The organism is Lysinibacillus sp. UBA5990 (genome assembly GCF_002429815.1).
Lineage (GTDB): Bacteria > Bacillota > Bacilli > Bacillales_A > Planococcaceae > Lysinibacillus > Lysinibacillus fusiformis.
On sequence record NZ_DJAY01000014.1, the window covers coordinates 75,855 to 94,825 of the forward strand.

General features: G+C 37.9%; 19 protein-coding genes and 1 tRNA gene. 6 read left to right on the forward strand and 14 right to left on the reverse strand.

Annotated features, from left to right (window positions below):
* Positions 1–53: 53 nt before the first annotated feature.
* The 5 genes from B3D94_RS12330 to groES form a co-directional block, all read right to left on the reverse strand.
* A complete protein-coding gene (locus B3D94_RS12330) occupies positions 54–1,064 on the reverse strand; it encodes an ABC transporter substrate-binding protein (protein WP_291757445.1) in 1,011 nt (336 codons plus the stop codon).
* A gap of 13 nt (positions 1,065–1,077) precedes the next feature.
* Entirely contained in the window at positions 1,078–1,839 is a 762-nt protein-coding gene (locus B3D94_RS12335) for an ABC transporter ATP-binding protein (protein WP_069482794.1), read from the reverse strand.
* A gap of 4 nt (positions 1,840–1,843) precedes the next feature.
* Positions 1,844–2,923: a FecCD family ABC transporter permease gene (locus B3D94_RS12340; protein WP_414673990.1), complete on the reverse strand. Its 1,080-nt coding sequence runs from the start codon at positions 2,921–2,923 to the stop codon at positions 1,844–1,846.
* A 207-nt stretch (positions 2,924–3,130) separates the two neighbouring features.
* Positions 3,131–4,765, reverse strand: coding sequence for a chaperonin GroEL (gene groL / locus B3D94_RS12345; RefSeq protein WP_008176984.1), 1,635 nt, complete (start codon positions 4,763–4,765; stop codon positions 3,131–3,133).
* A gap of 128 nt (positions 4,766–4,893) precedes the next feature.
* Positions 4,894–5,178 (reverse strand): co-chaperone GroES, encoded by a 285-nt coding sequence (gene groES / locus B3D94_RS12350; RefSeq protein ID WP_069482796.1) that lies wholly within the window; start codon positions 5,176–5,178, stop codon positions 4,894–4,896.
* A 168-nt stretch (positions 5,179–5,346) separates the two neighbouring features.
* Between groES and B3D94_RS12355 the strand changes: the two genes are divergently transcribed.
* The gene (locus tag B3D94_RS12355) at positions 5,347–6,111 is read left to right on the forward strand and encodes a CPBP family intramembrane glutamic endopeptidase (protein ID WP_069482797.1); all 765 of its coding nucleotides are present in this window, start codon (positions 5,347–5,349) and stop codon (positions 6,109–6,111) included.
* Positions 6,112–6,186: 75 nt separating this feature from the next.
* Here B3D94_RS12355 and tatC read toward each other — a convergent pair whose 3' ends face one another.
* The 3 genes from tatC to B3D94_RS12370 form a co-directional block, all read right to left on the reverse strand.
* Positions 6,187–7,011, reverse strand: coding sequence for a twin-arginine translocase subunit TatC (gene tatC / locus B3D94_RS12360; protein ID WP_069482798.1), 825 nt, complete (start codon positions 7,009–7,011; stop codon positions 6,187–6,189).
* Positions 7,012–7,027: 16 nt separating this feature from the next.
* A complete protein-coding gene (locus B3D94_RS12365) occupies positions 7,028–7,213 on the reverse strand; it encodes a twin-arginine translocase TatA/TatE family subunit (protein WP_008176991.1) in 186 nt (61 codons plus the stop codon).
* A gap of 164 nt (positions 7,214–7,377) precedes the next feature.
* A complete protein-coding gene (locus B3D94_RS12370; protein ID WP_012291935.1) occupies positions 7,378–8,013 on the reverse strand; it encodes a redox-sensing transcriptional repressor Rex in 636 nt (211 codons plus the stop codon).
* Positions 8,014–8,257: 244 nt separating this feature from the next.
* Between B3D94_RS12370 and B3D94_RS12375 the strand changes: the two genes are divergently transcribed.
* Positions 8,258–10,201: an ABC-F family ATP-binding cassette domain-containing protein gene (locus B3D94_RS12375; RefSeq protein ID WP_291757450.1), complete on the forward strand. Its 1,944-nt coding sequence runs from the start codon at positions 8,258–8,260 to the stop codon at positions 10,199–10,201.
* Between the two features lie 436 nt (positions 10,202–10,637).
* On the opposite strand, the gene tsaD is transcribed toward B3D94_RS12375, so the two are convergent.
* From tsaD to B3D94_RS12405, 6 genes are all read right to left on the reverse strand, one after another.
* On the reverse strand, positions 10,638–11,654 hold the full coding sequence (gene tsaD, locus B3D94_RS12380; protein WP_069483431.1) for a tRNA (adenosine(37)-N6)-threonylcarbamoyltransferase complex transferase subunit TsaD: 1,017 nt from the start codon (positions 11,652–11,654) through the stop codon (positions 10,638–10,640).
* Positions 11,654–12,106: a ribosomal protein S18-alanine N-acetyltransferase gene (gene rimI / locus B3D94_RS12385; RefSeq protein ID WP_069482800.1), complete on the reverse strand. Its 453-nt coding sequence runs from the start codon at positions 12,104–12,106 to the stop codon at positions 11,654–11,656. Before rimI ends, tsaD begins: the two co-directional genes overlap by 1 nt.
* Complete coding sequence (tsaB, locus tag B3D94_RS12390; RefSeq protein ID WP_291757454.1) at positions 12,099–12,806, reverse strand: tRNA (adenosine(37)-N6)-threonylcarbamoyltransferase complex dimerization subunit type 1 TsaB; 708 nt, start codon at positions 12,804–12,806, stop codon at positions 12,099–12,101. Before tsaB ends, rimI begins: the two co-directional genes overlap by 8 nt.
* Positions 12,803–13,252, reverse strand: coding sequence for a tRNA (adenosine(37)-N6)-threonylcarbamoyltransferase complex ATPase subunit type 1 TsaE (gene tsaE / locus B3D94_RS12395; protein WP_291757456.1), 450 nt, complete (start codon positions 13,250–13,252; stop codon positions 12,803–12,805). Before tsaE ends, tsaB begins: the two co-directional genes overlap by 4 nt.
* 331 nt (positions 13,253–13,583) lie before the next feature.
* The gene (locus B3D94_RS12400) at positions 13,584–13,922 is read right to left on the reverse strand and encodes a hypothetical protein (protein WP_025117515.1); all 339 of its coding nucleotides are present in this window, start codon (positions 13,920–13,922) and stop codon (positions 13,584–13,586) included.
* Between the two features lie 458 nt (positions 13,923–14,380).
* Positions 14,381–14,456 (reverse strand) — tRNA-Asp (locus B3D94_RS12405).
* A 150-nt stretch (positions 14,457–14,606) separates the two neighbouring features.
* On the opposite strand from B3D94_RS12405, the gene opp3b reads away from it, so the two are divergent.
* Genes opp3b through B3D94_RS12425 form a run of 4 tightly spaced genes read left to right on the forward strand, consistent with a single transcriptional unit; the run spans position 14,607 to position 18,931 of the window.
* Positions 14,607–15,536: an oligopeptide ABC transporter permease gene (opp3b, locus tag B3D94_RS12410; protein WP_069482802.1), complete on the forward strand. Its 930-nt coding sequence runs from the start codon at positions 14,607–14,609 to the stop codon at positions 15,534–15,536.
* Complete coding sequence (gene opp3C / locus B3D94_RS12415; RefSeq protein ID WP_291757460.1) at positions 15,533–16,564, forward strand: oligopeptide ABC transporter permease; 1,032 nt, start codon at positions 15,533–15,535, stop codon at positions 16,562–16,564. The genes opp3b and opp3C overlap by 4 nt, the downstream gene beginning before the upstream one ends.
* A 13-nt stretch (positions 16,565–16,577) precedes the next feature.
* Positions 16,578–18,569 (forward strand): ABC transporter ATP-binding protein, encoded by a 1,992-nt coding sequence (locus tag B3D94_RS12420; protein ID WP_069482804.1) that lies wholly within the window; start codon positions 16,578–16,580, stop codon positions 18,567–18,569.
* Positions 18,566–18,931, forward strand: coding sequence for a DUF3899 domain-containing protein (locus B3D94_RS12425; protein WP_254664333.1), 366 nt, complete (start codon positions 18,566–18,568; stop codon positions 18,929–18,931). The genes B3D94_RS12420 and B3D94_RS12425 overlap by 4 nt, the downstream gene beginning before the upstream one ends.
* Positions 18,932–18,971: the final 40 nt, after the last annotated feature.

An 18,971-nucleotide genomic window follows, 5' to 3' on the forward strand; every position in this document is an offset into this window, starting at 1 on the left:
GAAAAGCTGCCCAATGTGTCTGTTTTATAGACCATTGGGCAGCTCCATACAGTTTATTTAAATAAATCTGGATACATTTCTTTCGCTAAGGCTTCCATACCATCTATTGTATTATAGCCATAACCAAACATATAATTGTAATCTACAATATAAATTTGTTTGTCTTTAATAGCCTTCATGCTTGAAAGCTTAGGGTTAGCATAAATTTCTTCACGAACTTTTGTCAGATCAGAGCCATCCCAGTTTGGAAGAATTAATACATCTGGATCAGATGCAATCAATGTTTCCACACTAACATCTCCTGTTTCATCTTTGAAAATATTATCTAGCTTAACCATTTTGAATGCGTCGTTAAAGAATGTTTCATCATGCGCTGGGTAGACAAAAAGTTCCTTTGGATCATTTGTATGCAAATAAGCAAATGTTTTTTCTTCTTTAATACTTTCTAATTTTGAAGTAATGTCTTGTTGTCGATCTTTTAATTCTTTAATAAAGCTAGTTGCCTTGTCTTGAACATTGAAAATTTCACCGATATTTTCGATGTCTTTATAAATAGAATCATACGTGCCACCTGTGATTGATGATTCTAATACAAATGTTTTAATACCCATTGTATTTAGTGAGTCTACTGTGCCTACTCCCCATTCAGCATTATCAAATAAGCCACCACGACCAAATACTAAATCTGGATTAGTTCCTAATGTAACCTCTTTCCCTACATATTCATCACTTAATATATTTAATTTTGAGTATTCCTCTTCCACAGATTTATCGACAGCACCAAAGTTTGCACCAACACCGACGATTTTATCGCCTAGTCCTAAATGCAATAATAATTCCGCTGCTGGGCGTGTGTTTGCCATAATTTTTTCAGGTGCCTTATCGAATACTTGATCTTTCTTTTCCCAAGTCGAACCACCTTCAGCCTTTGTAAAGTTTTCGATAGTTAATGGATAATGCTCTTTTGTTTGTGCTTCTTCTGAAGTATTTTTGGTAGTATTACCGCAAGCTGTTAACGTTAATAAAGCGGTCAAAGCCATTCCTAGTAATAATTTCTTCTTCATGTTGTCGCTCCTCCTATAGTCCATATGCAAAGCCTAATCCATTCGTCACTGGATTAGTAAACGTTTGACACTTGATATGATATAAAGCTTCTATTATTTCGGGTGTTAAAACTTCCTCGGGCGTACCATGCGCATAAACCTCACCATCTTTTACTGCGTAAAGATAATCACAGTAATGTGCAGCCATTTCTAAATCATGAAGTGCTGCTAACACACCAATATTTAAGCTTCTCACACAGGATAGTATTTCAATTTGATAACGAATATCTAAATGGTTCGTTGGTTCATCTAAGATCATAAATTTAGGCTGCTGGGCGATTGTTCTCGCTAAAATAACCCGTTGCTTTTCGCCACCAGATAATGATAGGAAACTACGTCCCTTGTAAGCTTGTAAATTCGTGCGTGCTAATGCCTCTTCGACAATATCAAAATCCTTTTGATTATCAGACTCTAACATTTTTTTATGAGGTGTTCTGCCTAACATCACCATTTGCTGTACGGTTAAATCAAAGTGCATTTCATTGAATTGCCCTACCACCCCTAAATGCTGCGAGATTTTCTTTTCTGGGCTTTTCAAGACGTCTAAATTATCTAAAAAAACCATCCCTTTTTGTGGCACTAAGCTTTTATAAATACTTTTCAATAAAGTTGATTTTCCGCATCCATTTGGTCCGATTAAGCCCACAAATTGCTGCTTGTTTACTTGAATAGATATGTTTTTTACAATTTCCTTCTTTCCAATCTTTACTTCTATTTCCTTTGCTACTAATTCCATTGTTCTACCCTCCGAAGTTGTAACCTTTTTTTACAATCATATAGATAAATAATGGTGATCCAATGACAGAAGTAATGATGCCAATCGGTAGTTCAACATTCTCGATTAATGTTCGAGACAAAATATCTGCCCATATCATGAAAAGTCCTCCTAAGAGTAACGTTCCTAGCATTAATCGTTTATGATCCGCTCCAAAAATCCCTCTCGTAATATGCGGGATAATTAAGCCGACAAAACCAATCATACCTGCATAAGCAACCATCGTTCCTGTTATTAGCGATGTTAGAATCATATACAATTTACGGTAAACACTTAAATTGATACCTAATGTGATAGCAGATTCATCTCCGAGTAACATCGTATTCAGCACACGATGTTGAAAAAGAAATAACGCAGCTCCTAATACAATGACGATTGCTAAAATCGGTGTTTTATCCCAGCTCGCAGAGGCTAAACTTCCCATAGACCAAAAAGTAACAGTTTTTATGCCCTCAGCATTATTGGCAAAAAAGATAATAAGACTTGAAAATGAGCTACATAATGCACCTATAACTACACCAGATAAAACGAGCTTTACCGATGTTGCTTTACCGCCAATACTGGATAAAATTAGCACGGCCATAGAAGTAAGCATGGCTCCTGTAAATGCGCCAAAGGCAACCCCAAATTGTGCCAGCAATGCACTGCTGCCAAAGCCAACTAAAATGGCAAAGGTTGCACCCAATGATGCCCCTGAAGAAATACCAAGTATGTATGGATCAGCAAGGGGGTTTTGTACAACTGCTTGCATTACAGCCCCACATAATGCAAGTCCAATACCGATGAGCAATGCAAAAATAACACGTGGCATTCTGACCTGTAAAATAATATTCAAATAGGACTCACTATCCACACTATCGAGTGTGCCAAACTTTCCATTAGATACAGCATGCAACAAGATATCCATTGATTGCTTGAAGGGTATACTGACCTGACCAATTGATACAGAAAAAACGGCAGATATTATAATGGAGCCGATTAATAGCAAGATTATGACATAATATATATTGCCCATCCCTATTCTGTTAGCTTCCTGATTATCCAAAATGTCACCTCTATCTATCAAAATTAACTATTAATGATAACGATTATCATTATCATTTTGTATTGTAAGTGATATCTTATAGAAAAACAACAGGAAAAAATTTTTTATTTAATTTTCTCATCAATAAAAAAACCAGCTCTCAATTTTTTAACTGAGAACTGGTTTTATTTTTATACGTATGTTACTCAAATAGCATTTTGCGTTCGACTACATCATTCCTGGCATGCCGCCCATTCCGCTCATATCTGGCATACCTGCGCCAGCTGGTTCTGGAATGTCTGCAACTACTGCTTCTGTTGTTAAGAACAGTGCAGCTACAGAGGCAGCGTTTTGTAGAGCTGAACGAGTTACTTTCGCTGGGTCTACTACGCCTGCTTCCATCATGTTTACCCATTCGCCTGTTGCTGCATTGAAACCAATGCCAATTTCTTCACGTTTAAGGCGATCCACGATGATAGAGCCTTCAAGACCAGCGTTGTTAGCAATTTGGCGAACTGGCTCTTCTAAAGCACGAAGAACAATCTTCACTCCTGTTGCTACATCGCCTGCTTCAGATTCAGCCACTTTTTCAACTGCTGCATATACGTTAAGAAGTGCAGTACCACCACCTGATACGATACCTTCTTCAACAGCCGCACGTGTTGAGTTTAAAGCATCTTCAATACGAAGTTTACGCTCTTTAAGCTCTGTTTCTGTTGCAGCCCCTACTTTAATAACTGCTACACCACCTGCTAATTTCGCAAGACGTTCTTGAAGTTTTTCTTTATCGAATTCTGAAGTTGTTTCAGCAAGTTGTGCTCGGATTTGGCCAATACGTGCTTCGATTGCATCTGCACCGCCTACACCTTCAACAATTGTAGTATTGTCTTTTGTCACAACTACTTTTGCAGCACGACCAAGTGAAGAAATATCAGCTGATTTTAAGTCTAACCCTAATTCCTCTGTAATCACTTGTCCACCAGTTAAGATAGCGATATCTTCTAGCATTGCTTTACGACGATCACCAAAACCTGGTGCTTTTACTGCTACAGCATTGAATGTACCACGAAGCTTATTCACAACAAGTGTTGCAAGTGCTTCTCCTTCAACGTCTTCAGCAATCATTAAAAGTGGACGACCTTGTTGTACCACTTGTTCTAATAACGGTAATACTTCTTGGATATTTGTAATTTTTTTATCTGTAATTAAGATATATGGGTTATCTAGAACTGCTTCCATTTTATCTGTATCTGTTACCATGTAGTGTGACGCATAGCCACGGTCAAATTGCATACCTTCTACTACATCAAGCTCTGTTGTGAAGCCTTTAGATTCTTCAATTGTAATAACACCATCATTACCTACACGCTCCATCGCTTCAGCAATAAGTTGTCCAACTTCATCATCAGCAGCCGAAATAGCAGCAACTTGTGCGATTTCATCTTTATTGCTTACAGGTCGAGAAATTGAGTGTAATTCCGTTAATGCCGCAGCAACAGCTTTATCAATACCTTTACGGATACCTACTGGGTTTGCGCCAGCTGTCACGTTTTTCAAGCCTTCACGAATAATTGCTTGGGCTAGAACTGTTGCAGTAGTTGTACCATCACCAGCGATTTCGTTTGTCTTAGAAGCAACCTCAGCTACTAATTTTGCTCCCATGTTTTCGTATGGATTTTCTAGCTCGATTTCTTTTGCGATTGTCACACCATCATTTGTAATCAGTGGTGAGCCGAATTTTTTTTCTAATACTACATTACGTCCTTTAGGACCTAATGTTATTTTTACTGCATTTGCTAATTTATCTACACCTTGTAACATTAATGAACGAGCGTCTTCTGAGAATTTAATATCTTTTGCCATGAGAATTTACCCTCCTGAAATGGAATATTCGTTAAGCTTCTTCAATATATTTATATCAATTTCATCTTATTGTCACTTTTTGTTCAAGTAACAATAAGCATTCACCTTAATTTAAGGTGCATCAAATATTATCCAATAATTGCAAGGATATCACTTTCGCGTAAAATTAGGTATTCATTTCCTTCAAATTTAACCTCTGTACCAGCGTATTTAGAGAAAATAATGTGGTCGTCAACTTTAACGTCAAGCTCTACACGTTGTCCGTTCTCTAAAACACGACCTGTCCCAACTGCTACAACTTTACCTTCTTGTGGTTTTTCTTTTGCAGAGTCAGGTAGTACAATACCGAATGCAGATTTTTCTTCTACCTCGATTAGTTCAATTACAATACGATCTCCTAGTGGTCTTAACAAGTGAAACAACCTCCTAATAATAATAATTGTTGAATTTATTAGCACTCTATATCATCGAGTGCTAATACAATTATTATGATAATCAATCACACTTTTTTTTGCAAGTCAGAACTTCGAAAAATTTTGTTTTCTTTCCATATTCATCTACAATAGAAAGGAAGCCTATGAATGGAAAGGATTTTGACTGTGACTAATTCTCCAAAAGTAACAAAACATAAAAAAACAGCTCTATATGTTTTACTGATTTATATCCTCATGCAAATCTCGAGCAGATGGTTGCTCTTACCGTTTCACAAGCTCGTTATGAAGATGACTGGCCTTGCTTCTGAGCAAGCAGCACCGATAACTCAAGGATGGTATATTGCACTTAGCTTTGCCGTGGCGCTCATTTTAAGTTTAATCTTAACATCCCGTGATAAAGCCTTTTGGAACGTTTATCAAGGGAAAAAAGAAACGATACCACTCACAATTGTTTGGGGTATTCTTGGTTTCTTCCTTGTATTTTTTGGTCAAATGATTGGAGCAGCTATTGAAACGGCAGTTTTTGGTATAGAAGGAGGTTCCCAAAATACCGCTGATATTGTCGCTATAGCTAAAGGAGCTCCTATTGCCATATTAGCGATCGTTGTATTTGGTCCCATTTTAGAAGAGTTCGTCTTCCGTAGAGTTATATTTGGATCACTTGTCCAAACAACAAACTTCTGGGTGGCGGCAATAGTAAGTGCTATATTCTTTGCGATTATCCACTTCGACTTCTCTCATATTTTACTTTATACAATTTGTGGTTTAATCTTCGCCTTTTTATATCACAAAACAAAACGTATTTGGACTTCAATTATTGCACACGTCATGCTGAATGGATTTGTGACACTTGTACAATTCTATGCAGAACCATTGCAAAAGTTTCTTCAAGAACTAGAAAAAATGCAATAATTTTTTGTAAAGCTCTATAAAGTTGTCAAAAATACAAAAGCTCGGTGCCTTTATGTAGGCAACGAGCTTTATCTTTTACGGTTTATTTAATTCTTCTATTTGTCGTCGTTGCTGCTCAAGTGCCTCTTCAATCTGGCGCTTTTGCTCAGCTTCCTGCTCTTCTTTTAATCGAATTTCCTCTGATTTCAAATATTTCCTGTAACCAACTCGAGATATCATAATACTAATTTCATACAGGATAAATAGTGGCACTGATACCATTAAGTGAGACGCCAATTCAGGCGGTGCAATGAGAGCCGCACATACAAATAGACCAAAGTATGAATATTTACGAATACGGATTAGTAGATCTGGACTCAATATTCCTATCCGTGAAAAGAACAATACTACAATTGGTAATTGGAATAGAAAACCGAATGGTATTGTGAGTTTAAATAAAAATGTAAAATACTCATGTATTCCAATTGTTTGCTTAATATCTAAATCATTTGATAAATTCATCATGAATTTGATGACATACGGGAATAATAAAAAGTATGAAAAAGATAACCCTGCGATAAACAATAAAAATGAATATGGTATATAGCTTAAGGTTGCTCTTCGCTCTACTTCCCTTAATCCTGGACTAATAAACGACCATAATTGATACATTAATACTGGCGATGAAAGAATAAATGCAATTAAAAAAACAACTTGAATATAAATTGCTAGTGGTGTTACTACGTCAAATGCATGGAGCTCAATATTATATTTTGCTCCTGTGGTTTGAAGGTATTTAACAAGTGGCTTTGCGACAAAAAAGGCGCCGGCCATAGCGAGAACAAAGAAAACGGCAACAATGAACAGCCGTTTTCTTAATTCTTCTATATGCTCAATGACAGTTAGATCTTTTGGATTCATTCCTCAACATCCTAACTTACTTATCTAGTTCTTTCTTTTTCTTGTCATCATCATCTTCGTCGGCTAAACCTTTAGTAGCATTTTTGAATTCACGTAGTGTTGAACCAAATGCTTTACCAAGCTCTGGTAACTTTTTAGGACCAAAAATTAGTAACGCGACAACTCCAATAATAATGAGGCTCATAGGACCAATACCGCCCATTACAGCCACCTCCTCTTATATCCATCATTTTAACGCATATTTCGCCATTTTGCTAACTAATTATATGTGAAAGTTTTTCGTCACTCTTACTGATTTTACTTTGTTTTATTGAAAATTACTATTTGACAGAAACAGTGAACTCCACTATAAAATATGTAAAATTTTCACACTTCTTGATTCCGAATTAAATAAATAAGCGCTTGCAATTCTACCGATAAATCAATGGTTAATAGCTGCATGCTATCTGGGACCGTTAAGCGCTCGGGCGTAAAGTTTAAAATTCCCTTTGCATTCATAGCCGCTAAACGATCTGCCATTTTTTGCGCAGAGCGTGGTGATACTGTCAATATAGCTAGCTCTGCCCCGTATTCTGCATACTTTTCTTCCAGCAAATCAGGATGAAAAACAGGAATGTTACTAATCATTTTGCCATCCTTCGGAGCTTTCGAATCAAATGCTACAACAATATGAGTGTTGTGGTTTTTTTGAAAATTATATTTTAATAATGCACTGCCTAAATTCCCTACGCCAATTAACGCTACTTTTGTTGTTTCATGTTGATCAAGCGTCTGGCTAAAAAATTGTAATAGATGCTGTACATCGTAGCCATAGCCTTTCTTTCCAAGAGCACCAAAATAAGAAAAGTCACGGCGAATGGTTGCAGAATCTATTTTCATCGCTTCACTCAGTTCCTTCGACGAAATACGTTCCATACCTTCTTGTGCAAAGTTTTGAATAAATCGATAGTAAAGAGGAAGTCTTTTTGTAGTGGCTTGTGGAATTTTTAATTCTTGTTTCAAACTTTCTCCTCCTTATGATGAAACTCAATCAATTTTACTGTACCAATTTTAATACATTTATCCTTAACTATATACAACATTTTGCAATCCACTAGCGTATTTCTCTTTAGTTAATGGCGCTTTGTACGCAGCTAACTAAAAAGAAATCGTTTCAATCTTACATGACTGCTTGGAATAAGTAAAGCACCGACATTGCATGCTAATCGTTCATCCATTACACTAAGGTAGAATTGAGGTGTCAAGAATGATTGTTTTACAGGTCAATCAACTAACTAAATCCTTTCTTGCAGATGAAATTTTAAGTGGTGTGAAATTAGAAGTTCAACACCGTGATCGCATTGCCTTAGTGGGGCGTAACGGTGCAGGTAAATCTACTTTATTAAAAATAATCGCTGGTCAAATGTCCTATGACTCAGGGGATATTATTATTCCAAAGGGCATCCAGGTTGGCTATTTAGAGCAACATGCCGGATTAAATTCTACATTAACTATTTGGGATGAAATGATGACCATTTTCGAACCCCTTTTAGCTCAAGAACGAACGCTCCGCTCGCTCGAACAGCAAATGGCAGATCCTACCGTTTATGAAAATCCTACTCTGTATGCGAAAGTTATGTCGGAATACGATCAACTGCAGCATACTTTTAAGGATGCTGGCGGCTATCAATATGAATCGGACATACGCTCAGTGCTTCATGGAATGCAATTCTATCCGGAAGACTATGATAAACCTATTAGCTCACTATCTGGTGGACAACGAACACGTTTAGCACTAGCTAAGCTTTTACTGAGTAAACCAGACCTATTAATTCTCGATGAGCCTACGAACCATTTAGATATTGAAACATTGTCTTGGTTAGAATCTTATTTAAAGAGCTATGAGGGCGCTATTTTAATTGTTTCCCATGACCGCTACTTCTTAGACCAAGTTGTTTCCATTGTCTACGAAGTTTCACGCCATCGTGTCACAAAATATACAGGTAACTACAGTGCTTATTTAGATGAGAAAGCTAAAAACTATGAACGTGATGTCAAACTTTTTGAGCGTCAACAAGACGAAAAGACCAAGCTAGAGGATTTTATCCAAAAGAATATTGCACGTGCCTCTACAACAAAAATGGCACAAAGTCGACGGAAGATGCTTGAACGAACAGAGTGGATGGAATCGCCGGATGGTGATGAGAAATCCGCTAGTTTTGGTTTTACGATTGAACGTCAAAGTGGAAATGATGTCTTATCCGTTGATGATTTAACAATAGGCTATAACGATCAGCGCATATCAAGTGGTATTAAGCTACGTGCTTTTCGCGAGGATCGAATCGCTCTTGTTGGACCAAACGGGGTTGGCAAATCGACATTATTAAAAACAATTGTAAAAGATTTAACACCTTTAGCAGGTGATATCCGTTATGGTACGAATGTACAAATTGGCTATTATGATCAAGAGCAAGCTAAACTTTCGAGCAATAAAAGTGTCTTAAAAGAGCTATGGGATGAATGGCCGCTTATGAATGAAAAAGATATTCGCACCGTATTGGGACGTTTCCTATTTAGTGGAGAAGATGTGGATAAAACCGTCTCTTCTTTATCAGGCGGTGAAAAAGCACGACTGGCACTTTCCAAATTAATGATGCAAAAGGCCAATTTTTTAATTCTCGATGAGCCTACAAACCATCTAGATTTAGATAGTAAAGAGGTGCTGGAAAATGCTTTGATCGATTATCCTGGAACGCTTCTATTCGTCTCCCATGACCGATACTTCATTAATCGTATCGCTACGAAAGTAGTGGAGTTGTCTGGAACTGGGTCGTTTGAATATTTAGGGGACTATGATTATTATGTAGAGAAAAAACAGGAGCTGTTGGAGCTAGCACAAATGAAAAGTACCTCCCAACCGCAACTACAGCAGGACCTACCTGATAAGATCTCTACCTCCAAAATTGATAAAGAGGCAAAAAAACGCGAACGGCAAATAAGACGTACTATCGAAGAATTAGAAGGCAGGATGCAAGAAACGACAGCCTCCATTGATAGATTAGAGGAAGCTCTCTGTGACCCTGCAATTTTTACAGATCATGAAAAAATTGCCCTACTGCAAGACGAATTGACTACCGAAAAGGAACAGCATGAGCTTTTAGAATTAGAATGGCTAGAGTTAAATGAAGAATTAGAAAATATAAATATGTAATTTTATTTAAGCCGTGTGCATTGTCACATGGCTTTTTTCTTTACTCCCCTTCATTTTTCATATATATTGGTCAAGTGCTATTTTTCGACAAAAAATGCCCACAGTTTTATTCACACCATAAATATAGTAATACCAACATATCAACAGAGTTTTCCACACTGTCCACAATTAAAAATTATTTTATCCACATCATCCCGTGTAAAACGTGCTACTATATATTGAATAATCACAAGTTATGCACAAGTTATCAACATTTTGTGCATAAGTACGCGTGTTCGGTATTTAGTTCGCTCTATTACCTGTGGATAATTTTCTGAAAAATTTGTCAATTAAAGCATTTCATTTTATAATTCTCTTCGCTACTTTTATTTTTTATCAACAAATTTTCGACAATAAAAAAGAGATATCTTTAATAAGATACCTCCTTCATTTACCACTACACCCAGGATTTTAACTCCATGCCTGGACGACCGTTCATCATTAAGTTTCCTCGGACTCCCGCTTCATACATTGGCATCGCTACTGCTCCAATCATTGCTGCATTATCTGTACACAATTTGAGTGGTGGTACAAAAAACGGAATCCCTTCCTCAGTGAACACTGCCTCTAATGAAGCACGTAAGCCTTTATTGGCTGCTACACCACCAGCTGCAATGACCTGCTTCACCTGATATTCGCGAGCGGCACGCAATGTTTTCGCTGTCAGTACTTCGACAACACTTTCCTGAAAGCCCTTTGCTACGGCTGCTGGTGAAATAGCTTCGCCACGTTGATCCATATTGTGTTTATAATTGATGACCGCTGATTTTAGGCCACTAAAGCTAAAATCATAGGATCCTTCCTCTAACCACACTCTTGGAAAAGGAACAGCCTCTTCCCCCTCATGAGCAAGCTGATCAATGCGTGGGCCACCTGGATAAGGTAAATTTAAAACTCGTGCCACTTTATCATATGCCTCACCGGCTGCATCATCTCTTGTTTCACCGATAACCTCAAAGGAGCCATGTTCCTTCATATAAACAAGCTCCGTATGCCCACCTGATACAACAAGTGCCAACAACGGAAACTCCATTGGCTGGACTAGAGCATTGGCATAAATATGACCTGCAATATGATGAACACCGATAATCGGTAAATTGTTGGCAAATGCAAACGCCTTAGCCGCGTTTATGCCAATTAGCAGCGCACCGACTAAACCTGGCCCCTCCGTAACTGCAACAGCATCCAAATCGGCTGGCTTTATATTCGCTTGTGCTAATGCTTCCTCAATAACCACTGTAATTTGTTCAACATGATGACGTGAAGCGATTTCAGGAACTACTCCACCAAATCGCTTGTGGCTTTCTATTTGTGAAGCAACAACATTCGAAACAATTTCATGACCATTTCGAATAATTGCTGCAGCTGTTTCATCACAGCTCGATTCTATTGCTAATATCAATCCATTATTCATTATAAATTCACCCACATGACAAGGGCATCCTCCCCGTTATCAGTATAATAGCCTTTCCTTATACCACCATCTTGGAAATGAAGCTTGCGATAGAGATTTTGTGCAACCGCATTTGTTACACGTACCTCAAGCGTCATGACCTCCATTCCATTAATACGCGCTATATGCATCGCCTCACGCATTAATCCTTCACCTATCCCTCTGCCACGCGCCTGCTCAATCACAGCTACATTTGTTATTTGAGCTGCATCTATGACCATCCACATGCCACAAAAACCAATAATACTACCATCTTCATCTATAGCCAGCACATAATGCGCATACTGATTTTCATGCACTTCGTAGTAAAAGGAATCTAACGTCCATGGTACTGGAAATGAAGCCAATTCAATTTCATAAACTGCTGGCACATCGTCAGAAACCATTTTTCGATAAGTTACATTCCTACTCATGTTCCTTCTCCTTCTGTTCTTTCAGCCAGTTTGCCTCAGCCTCGGCTATCCGTTTATATTGTGGAACGAGGTAATGGGTAGCTTCGACACTCGGTAACTCCATTTTCGTCGCTATATGAATGACTTCTGTTGCGCGTGGCAAATCAATACTAAATGGTGTACGTACTGCATGATCACCAAGCATTTGCACAATAGTCTCCCAAAATATATCAACATCTGTTCCTACAAATAGAATAGGTTGCTCTAATGCCTTTAAACGCACTAATAAATCATCAATATGTGCATGATGATCCTCCATAAGTGCCTCTAATGTCACTCCTTGATAAACTGCCGTATAGACATTGCCTCTTCTAGCATCAAAAATTGGACAAATCAACCCGTTATAAAGGGCAGCGTTGGCAGCCAATATTTTTAAACTAGATACGCCCACTAAAGGTTTCTGCAGTGTCCATGCTAATGTTTTTGCTAATGTCACACCTATACGGACACCAGTATAAGAACCTGGTCCTTCGGATACTGCAATCGCATCCAAGTCATTTGGTTTTACATCTATTCGTGCCAGGATTTCTTCAATCGCTGGCATCGCACCTGCAGAATGCGTTAATTTTATATTTTGTACCATCTCGGCGACTACTTTGCCGTCCTTTACAACTGCAATGGAAAGTGGTGTATTTGCTGTTTCTATTCCTAACCAAATCATTTCATTAGCTCCTCACATAGTGCCTCATAGCGTTCTCCACGAGGTATTAACACAAAGCGTCGTTCATTTTCTCCGATTCGGTAAATCTCTATCGCTAGGCGATCCTGTGGCAAATCCTGTTCAATTAAATGCGCCCATTCAACCACTGATACCGCATCTCCATAAAACAGCTCGTCCCAACCAAGGTCTTCATCACTTTCTTCTAACCTATATACATCTAAATGATTAAACGGTAATCTTCCTTCATACTGCTTAATAATCGTAAATGTTGGACTGTTGACTGTTCGTTTGACCCCAAGCCCCTTCGCCAAGGCTTTCGTAAATGTCGTCTTGCCCGCGCCTAGATCACCTTCTAATGTAATCGTATCTTGAGCTTCTAGCTTATTCGCAAGTTTGCTGGCAAAACGTTCTGTATCATCAACTGAATTCATGATTATTTCATACATATTCTTTTTTCCTCTCATCACTACATTACCTCTAGTTTACCTAAACTAGTGGAAATGTTCAAAGCATCCAATACCATTATAGTTTCTTTGATTGTGCTCGTTAAAAAGCTCTTTTAATAACAGCAGTTAGGTGACACGATATAAACAAAAACACGACTTCTTATGAAGACGTGTCAGACTGTACAATGAAATAAAGTAAAGCCGCTGATTTCCACTACGGGCGGACGCTTTCCAGTGAAGGTGATAAGAAGGACAAAAACCATCGAGAATGAATTTCCCGATGGCTTTTGTCTACATGTTGAGATACCTTCTTTTACAAAACATTTCATAATTATCGATTGGAATGGCCTTTTACAGCTATAATCTCTTTAGCAATTAATTTATCATCCTTAAATTTCACTATATAAGCCTGAGTCAACAAAGTTTCATCATTCCAACGGTATTCATTATTTTTCACCTTTTTACCTGCGCCGCCTGCTGTCTCTACTACCTCAATATATGACATATCATTTTTTAATTTCTCAAATTCTACTTCGTTCATATTTTTTTGCCAGTGATACGTATTTGCTTCTTCAATCTCTATAATAGGATCTCCACAGCCTACCATCATGATCATGGAACCAATAAGCAAAGGTAAATAAAAATGTTTTAAGAAATGGTCTTTGCTCATGTAAACACCTCCGTAGCCAATCCAATTACTTCTAATTTTTACCCGTAGTTTTAATTTTAGAAACATATCTCATTTTACCTTATAAGATCGCCATCATTTATCGGTAATTTTTACTATCTTTAGATAATGTTAAATATATACAATTCATTAGCTTCATTTCAATAATACAATTGAATTCATTGGGATTTGGCATTTTTCTAGTGACAGTAGTGGGGCCATTTAGGGCAATGGATGTTATTTTGTTAAAATCAATAGGAGGTAGGTCATAAAGCCTTCACCAAATGTAAAGCTTTTCACCTCTATGTTTCTACCCTGTGAACTGGGTCTTCATAAAGTGACATTTTCACAATTGAAATAAAGTTTATGGTTGACGGATAACCAGCAAGAAAAATATTATTAAATGCAAAAAAGCTCTTATGACTGTAACAGTACATAAGAGCGAACATATCAAATTTAAATGGCGGTCCCGACCGGGATCGAACCGGCGATCTCCTGCGTGACAGGCAGGCATGTTAACCGCTACACCACGGGACCTCTTTAAGACATTTATAAATATATCATATAAGAAAAAGGTATGCAATATATATTTTCATATTTTTTCTTCTCCTATTTTTCTAACAATTGGCATCAATCTTGCAAATAAATTAATAGTTTCAACACACTATTTAGTAGGAGGTTGGTGCCATGGTTCGGTACATATTTACACGAATTGGATATATGATCCTTACGCTTTTTATTATTATACTGCTGTCATTTTTATTAATGAAGGCTTTGCCAGGTTCACCATTTAATGATGAACGCCTTCCAGAGACGCAAAAAGAGCTACTTTACAAAAAATATGGATTAGACAAGCCGGTTCCTGTGCAATTTGGTATTTATTTAACGAATCTTGTACAAGGAGATTTAGGTGTTTCTTTTGTCTTTGATAATCGACCAGTGACTAAGATTATTCAAGAACGTATTGGTGCATCGGCTATTTTAGGTTTTCAAGCCATTCTAGTAGGTACAATTATTGGACTTTTTTTAGGCATTATAGCTGCTCTAAGACACAACACTATTATTGACTATGGCGCTACAATACTAGCCGTACTAGGCATATCAATTCCATCCTTTGTTTTTGCAGGTTTTTTACAGTATTGGGTTGGCGTTAAATTGGGCTGGTTACCCATTGCCTTTTGGAATGGCTTTGAGTACTCCATTTTACCAACAATTGCTTTAGCAGTTGGAGTAATTGCTACAATTGCTCGTTTCACCCGCATTGAAATGCTAGAAGTCCTTAGTCAGGAATACATTTTAACCTCAAAAGCAAAAGGATTATCAAAGCCTATTATCATTACAAAGCATGGTATTCGAAATGCCATGATCCCAATCGTCACTATTATTGGTCCGTTAACCGTTAACACTATTACTGGTTCACTTGTTATTGAAAAGATATTCAGTATACCAGGTTTAGGTGAGCAATTTGTTAATTCAATTATTACGAATGATTATCAGCTCATTATGGGTACGACTATTTTTTACGCGGTGTTATTTGTAACCGTCATTTTAATCATCGATATTTTATATGGATTGATTGACCCCCGAATTCGTGTGGCAGGAGGCGCTGAGGCATGACCCTAAAACTGACAGATGGTACAACTAAGAGCCCTCCAAAGGAGCTATTTGAATATGCATCGCAATCTAATATTATGGATGATTTCACCTATCGTCCTGAGAAATCATTTTGGCAGGATGCATGGCGTGGCTTGCGAAAAAATAAAGCAGCTATTGTTGGGTTATGTACTATTATCGTTGTTCTATTACTTGCCGTCTTCGGGCCTTTTATGAATAGCCACGGCTATGACGAACAAAATATTGCGCGTACCAATTTGCCTCCAAAAATTCCTGTCCTTGAGAATATTCCTTTTTTAGGTTTGAATGGTGTCGATAGCCGAGGCATAAACCAATATGAAGCGAAAGGTATTGAAGAATATTTTTGGTTCGGTACAGATGAATTAGGGCGAGATCTTTGGACACGTGTATGGGAAGGAACAAGAATTTCTCTTTATATTGCTTTTTTAGCAGCAACCATCGATCTAATTATAGGAGTTGCTTATGGGGCTGTTTCAGCATTTTATGGTGGTCGAACAGATACTATCATGCAACGTATTATTGAAGTGTTAGTTGGTATCCCTGGACTAATTGTGAACATACTCCTGATTCTTATTTTAAAGCCAGGGATTATTTCAATTACGATTGCAATGGTGATCGTAGGATGGATTAGTATGGCTCGAATTGTTCGAGCACAAATACTGAAGTTGAAAACATATGAATATGTGCTTGCTTCACGAACACTTGGTGCTAGTAACCAGCGTCTCATATGGAAACATTTAATTCCCAATACGCTTGGGCCAATTATTGTTGCGACTACATTTACAATTCCAGGTGCTATTTTCACGGAGGCTTTATTAAGCTTTATTGGATTAGGGCTACAACCTCCAACAGCTTCTTTGGGGACAATTGTTAATGATTCATATAAATTACTAAGAATTTATCCACATGGCATGATTGTCTCATCTATTGTCATTAGTTTAATTATGATTAGTTTTAATTTACTCGGTGATGGACTGCGTGATGCATTCGATCCAAAAACTCGTAAATAGGAAGGTGCTCTAAATGAAAAAAATAGTAGAGGTGAAAAATTTAAGTGTTTCCTTCAACACGTACAATGGTGAGGTACAAGCCGTTCGCAATATATCATTTGATTTATTTGAAGGTGAAACCTTAGCCATTGTAGGCGAGTCTGGCTCTGGAAAATCAGTTACTTCGAAAAGCCTTCTTCGCCTCAATCCAACCGAATCAACAATGATAAAAAGCGGACATATTTTTTATAACGGACATGATATTTTATCTTCCAGTGAGCAAGAAATTCGAGCAATACGCGGAGCAGAAATAGCTATGATTTTTCAAGATCCAATGACTGCCTTAAACCCTACGATGACGATTGGTCACCAAATTGCAGAAAGTATAAAAAAACATACGACTTTACGTGGCCGACAAATAACTAACCGTGTTATAGAGTTATTGCAGCTTGTCGGTATAAAAGAAGCTGATAAAAGATATAAACAGTACCCACACCAATTTTCTGGAGGTATGCGCCAGCGAATAGTCATTGCCATGGCTCTTGCTTGTGAGCCACGTATCATCATTGCTGATGAGCCTACCACAGCACTAGATGTTTCGATCCAAGCACAGATTTTAGAATTATTAAAAAATCTACAACAAAAAATGAATTTATCTATTATCTTTATTACCCACGATTTAGGCGTTGTCGCTAAAATGGCCGATCGTGTTGCCGTGATGTATGCTGGAAAAATCATTGAAATTGGCTTAGTTGATGAAATATTTTATCATTGTCAGCACCCTTATACACAAGGGCTACTCGCAGCCATGCCTAATCCAGATATTCATACAAACTCATTGTATGCCATTCCTGGAACGCCACCAAACCTGCTTCATCCCCCTACTGGTGACGCCTTTGCAGCTCGTAATAAACATGCCTTGAAAATTGACTTTATAGAGGAACCACCTATGTTTCAGGTCAGCGACACTCATTTCGCTGCTACTTGGTTATTGCATGAACACGCACCGAAAATAGTACCGGTTAACCAACAGCTTGCTCAAGTACAGCAAGAGAAGCGTCAGGCACCAGCTATCTTTGATAAAGAACATCCCTATTTATCATTAAAAGAGGTTAAGCAGCACTTTTCTTTAAGTAAAAACACGGTTAATAAAGCGGTAGATGGCATTTCTTTCGATATTTATAAAGGAGAAATTTTTGGTCTTGTAGGAGAATCCGGATGTGGTAAATCGACAACGGGACGTTCCATTATTGGACTCCATGCGATTACTAGTGGTGACATTCATGTTGATGGCCGTAATATCAATGACCATCAAACAAAAAAAGACAAGCTTGCCTTCAATAGCAAGGTGCAAATGATTTTTCAAGATCCCTATTCTTCTCTCAATCCACGTATGAAGATAATGGATATTATTGCAGAAGGATTGGCCATCCATGAAGTACCTAAAAGTGAATGGAAGTCAAAAATATATGAGCTATTAAACATAGTCGGATTAACAAAAGAGTATGCAAACCGTTATCCACACGAACTTAGTGGTGGCCAGCGTCAACGTATTGGTATTGCACGAGCTCTAGCTGTAGAGCCTGAACTCATCATTGCAGACGAGCCTATCTCTGCATTGGACGTTTCCATTCAGGCGCAAATAGTGAATCTGCTAAAAAAGTTACAGCAAGAACGTGGGTTGACCTATCTTTTTATTGCACATGACTTGTCGATGGTGAAGTATATTAGTGATCGTATTGGTGTGATGTATCGAGGGAAAATCGTTGAGCTAGCGGACAGTCAAGAGCTCTATGATCACCCTGTACACCCTTATACAAAATCATTATTATCGGCGATCCCATTACCAGATCCTAAGCTAGAGCGAGAACGCAAACGCATTATTTTTAATGAAGCTACCTATCAAGCTAACCGAAATATTGAAAGTGAAAGCTTTGTTGAGATACGGCCTGGTCACTTTGTTATGCTGACAGAGGAGGAGCTTGTCCAATACCGTTCAGCACAAGAAGGAGGTATATTACTTTGAAATTAAAGACCTTCCTCTTACTTGCTAGCTGTATAATCATAGTTTCCCTCAGCTATACCTGGCTCCTCCACCAACCAATCACTTTTTTAACACTAATTAACAATATTTTCCTTGTTTCACTTACTTCTACAATTGTAGGTGCTTCATTGGTTGTTGTACAAGGTGGGCTTTTTAATGGTATCGCCTATAGTTTCAAACGTTTTTTTGCACGTGTTACTAAAAATGGTGTCTATGCCTTTGAATTAGATGGAGATTTAGAATATGTTTATGCTCCGACCTACACCTTCACTTATCCGCTCCTGCTGGTAGGTATACTTGGCTGCTCCGTAACAGCCATTTTATCTATAGTTTTCTATCTATAAATGCAAAATGCTGTCCTCTCGAGAAAAGAGGACAGCACTT

Coding starts and splice junctions, on each gene's coding strand:
- groL (WP_008176984.1), bottom strand. CDS start 4,765: ATGGCAAAAGATATTAAATTCTCAGAAGACGCTCGTTCATTAATGTTA.
- opp3b (WP_069482802.1), top strand. CDS start 14,607: ATGGTTCGGTACATATTTACACGAATTGGATATATGATCCTTACGCTT.
- tatC (WP_069482798.1), bottom strand. CDS start 7,011: ATGAATCCAAAAGATCTAACTGTCATTGAGCATATAGAAGAATTAAGA.
- B3D94_RS12400 (WP_025117515.1), bottom strand. CDS start 13,922: ATGAGCAAAGACCATTTCTTAAAACATTTTTATTTACCTTTGCTTATT.
- rimI (WP_069482800.1), bottom strand. CDS start 12,106: ATGAGTAGGAATGTAACTTATCGAAAAATGGTTTCTGACGATGTGCCA.
- B3D94_RS12420 (WP_069482804.1), top strand. CDS start 16,578: ATGAAAAAAATAGTAGAGGTGAAAAATTTAAGTGTTTCCTTCAACACG.
- tsaE (WP_291757456.1), bottom strand. CDS start 13,252: ATGTATGAAATAATCATGAATTCAGTTGATGATACAGAACGTTTTGCC.
- B3D94_RS12365 (WP_008176991.1), bottom strand. CDS start 7,213: ATGGGCGGTATTGGTCCTATGAGCCTCATTATTATTGGAGTTGTCGCG.
- B3D94_RS12375 (WP_291757450.1), top strand. CDS start 8,258: ATGATTGTTTTACAGGTCAATCAACTAACTAAATCCTTTCTTGCAGAT.
- B3D94_RS12335 (WP_069482794.1), bottom strand. CDS start 1,839: ATGGAATTAGTAGCAAAGGAAATAGAAGTAAAGATTGGAAAGAAGGAA.
- tsaD (WP_069483431.1), bottom strand. CDS start 11,654: ATGAATAATGGATTGATATTAGCAATAGAATCGAGCTGTGATGAAACA.
- opp3C (WP_291757460.1), top strand. CDS start 15,533: ATGACCCTAAAACTGACAGATGGTACAACTAAGAGCCCTCCAAAGGAG.
- B3D94_RS12330 (WP_291757445.1), bottom strand. CDS start 1,064: ATGAAGAAGAAATTATTACTAGGAATGGCTTTGACCGCTTTATTAACG.
- tsaB (WP_291757454.1), bottom strand. CDS start 12,806: ATGATTTGGTTAGGAATAGAAACAGCAAATACACCACTTTCCATTGCA.
- B3D94_RS12355 (WP_069482797.1), top strand. CDS start 5,347: ATGGAAAGGATTTTGACTGTGACTAATTCTCCAAAAGTAACAAAACAT.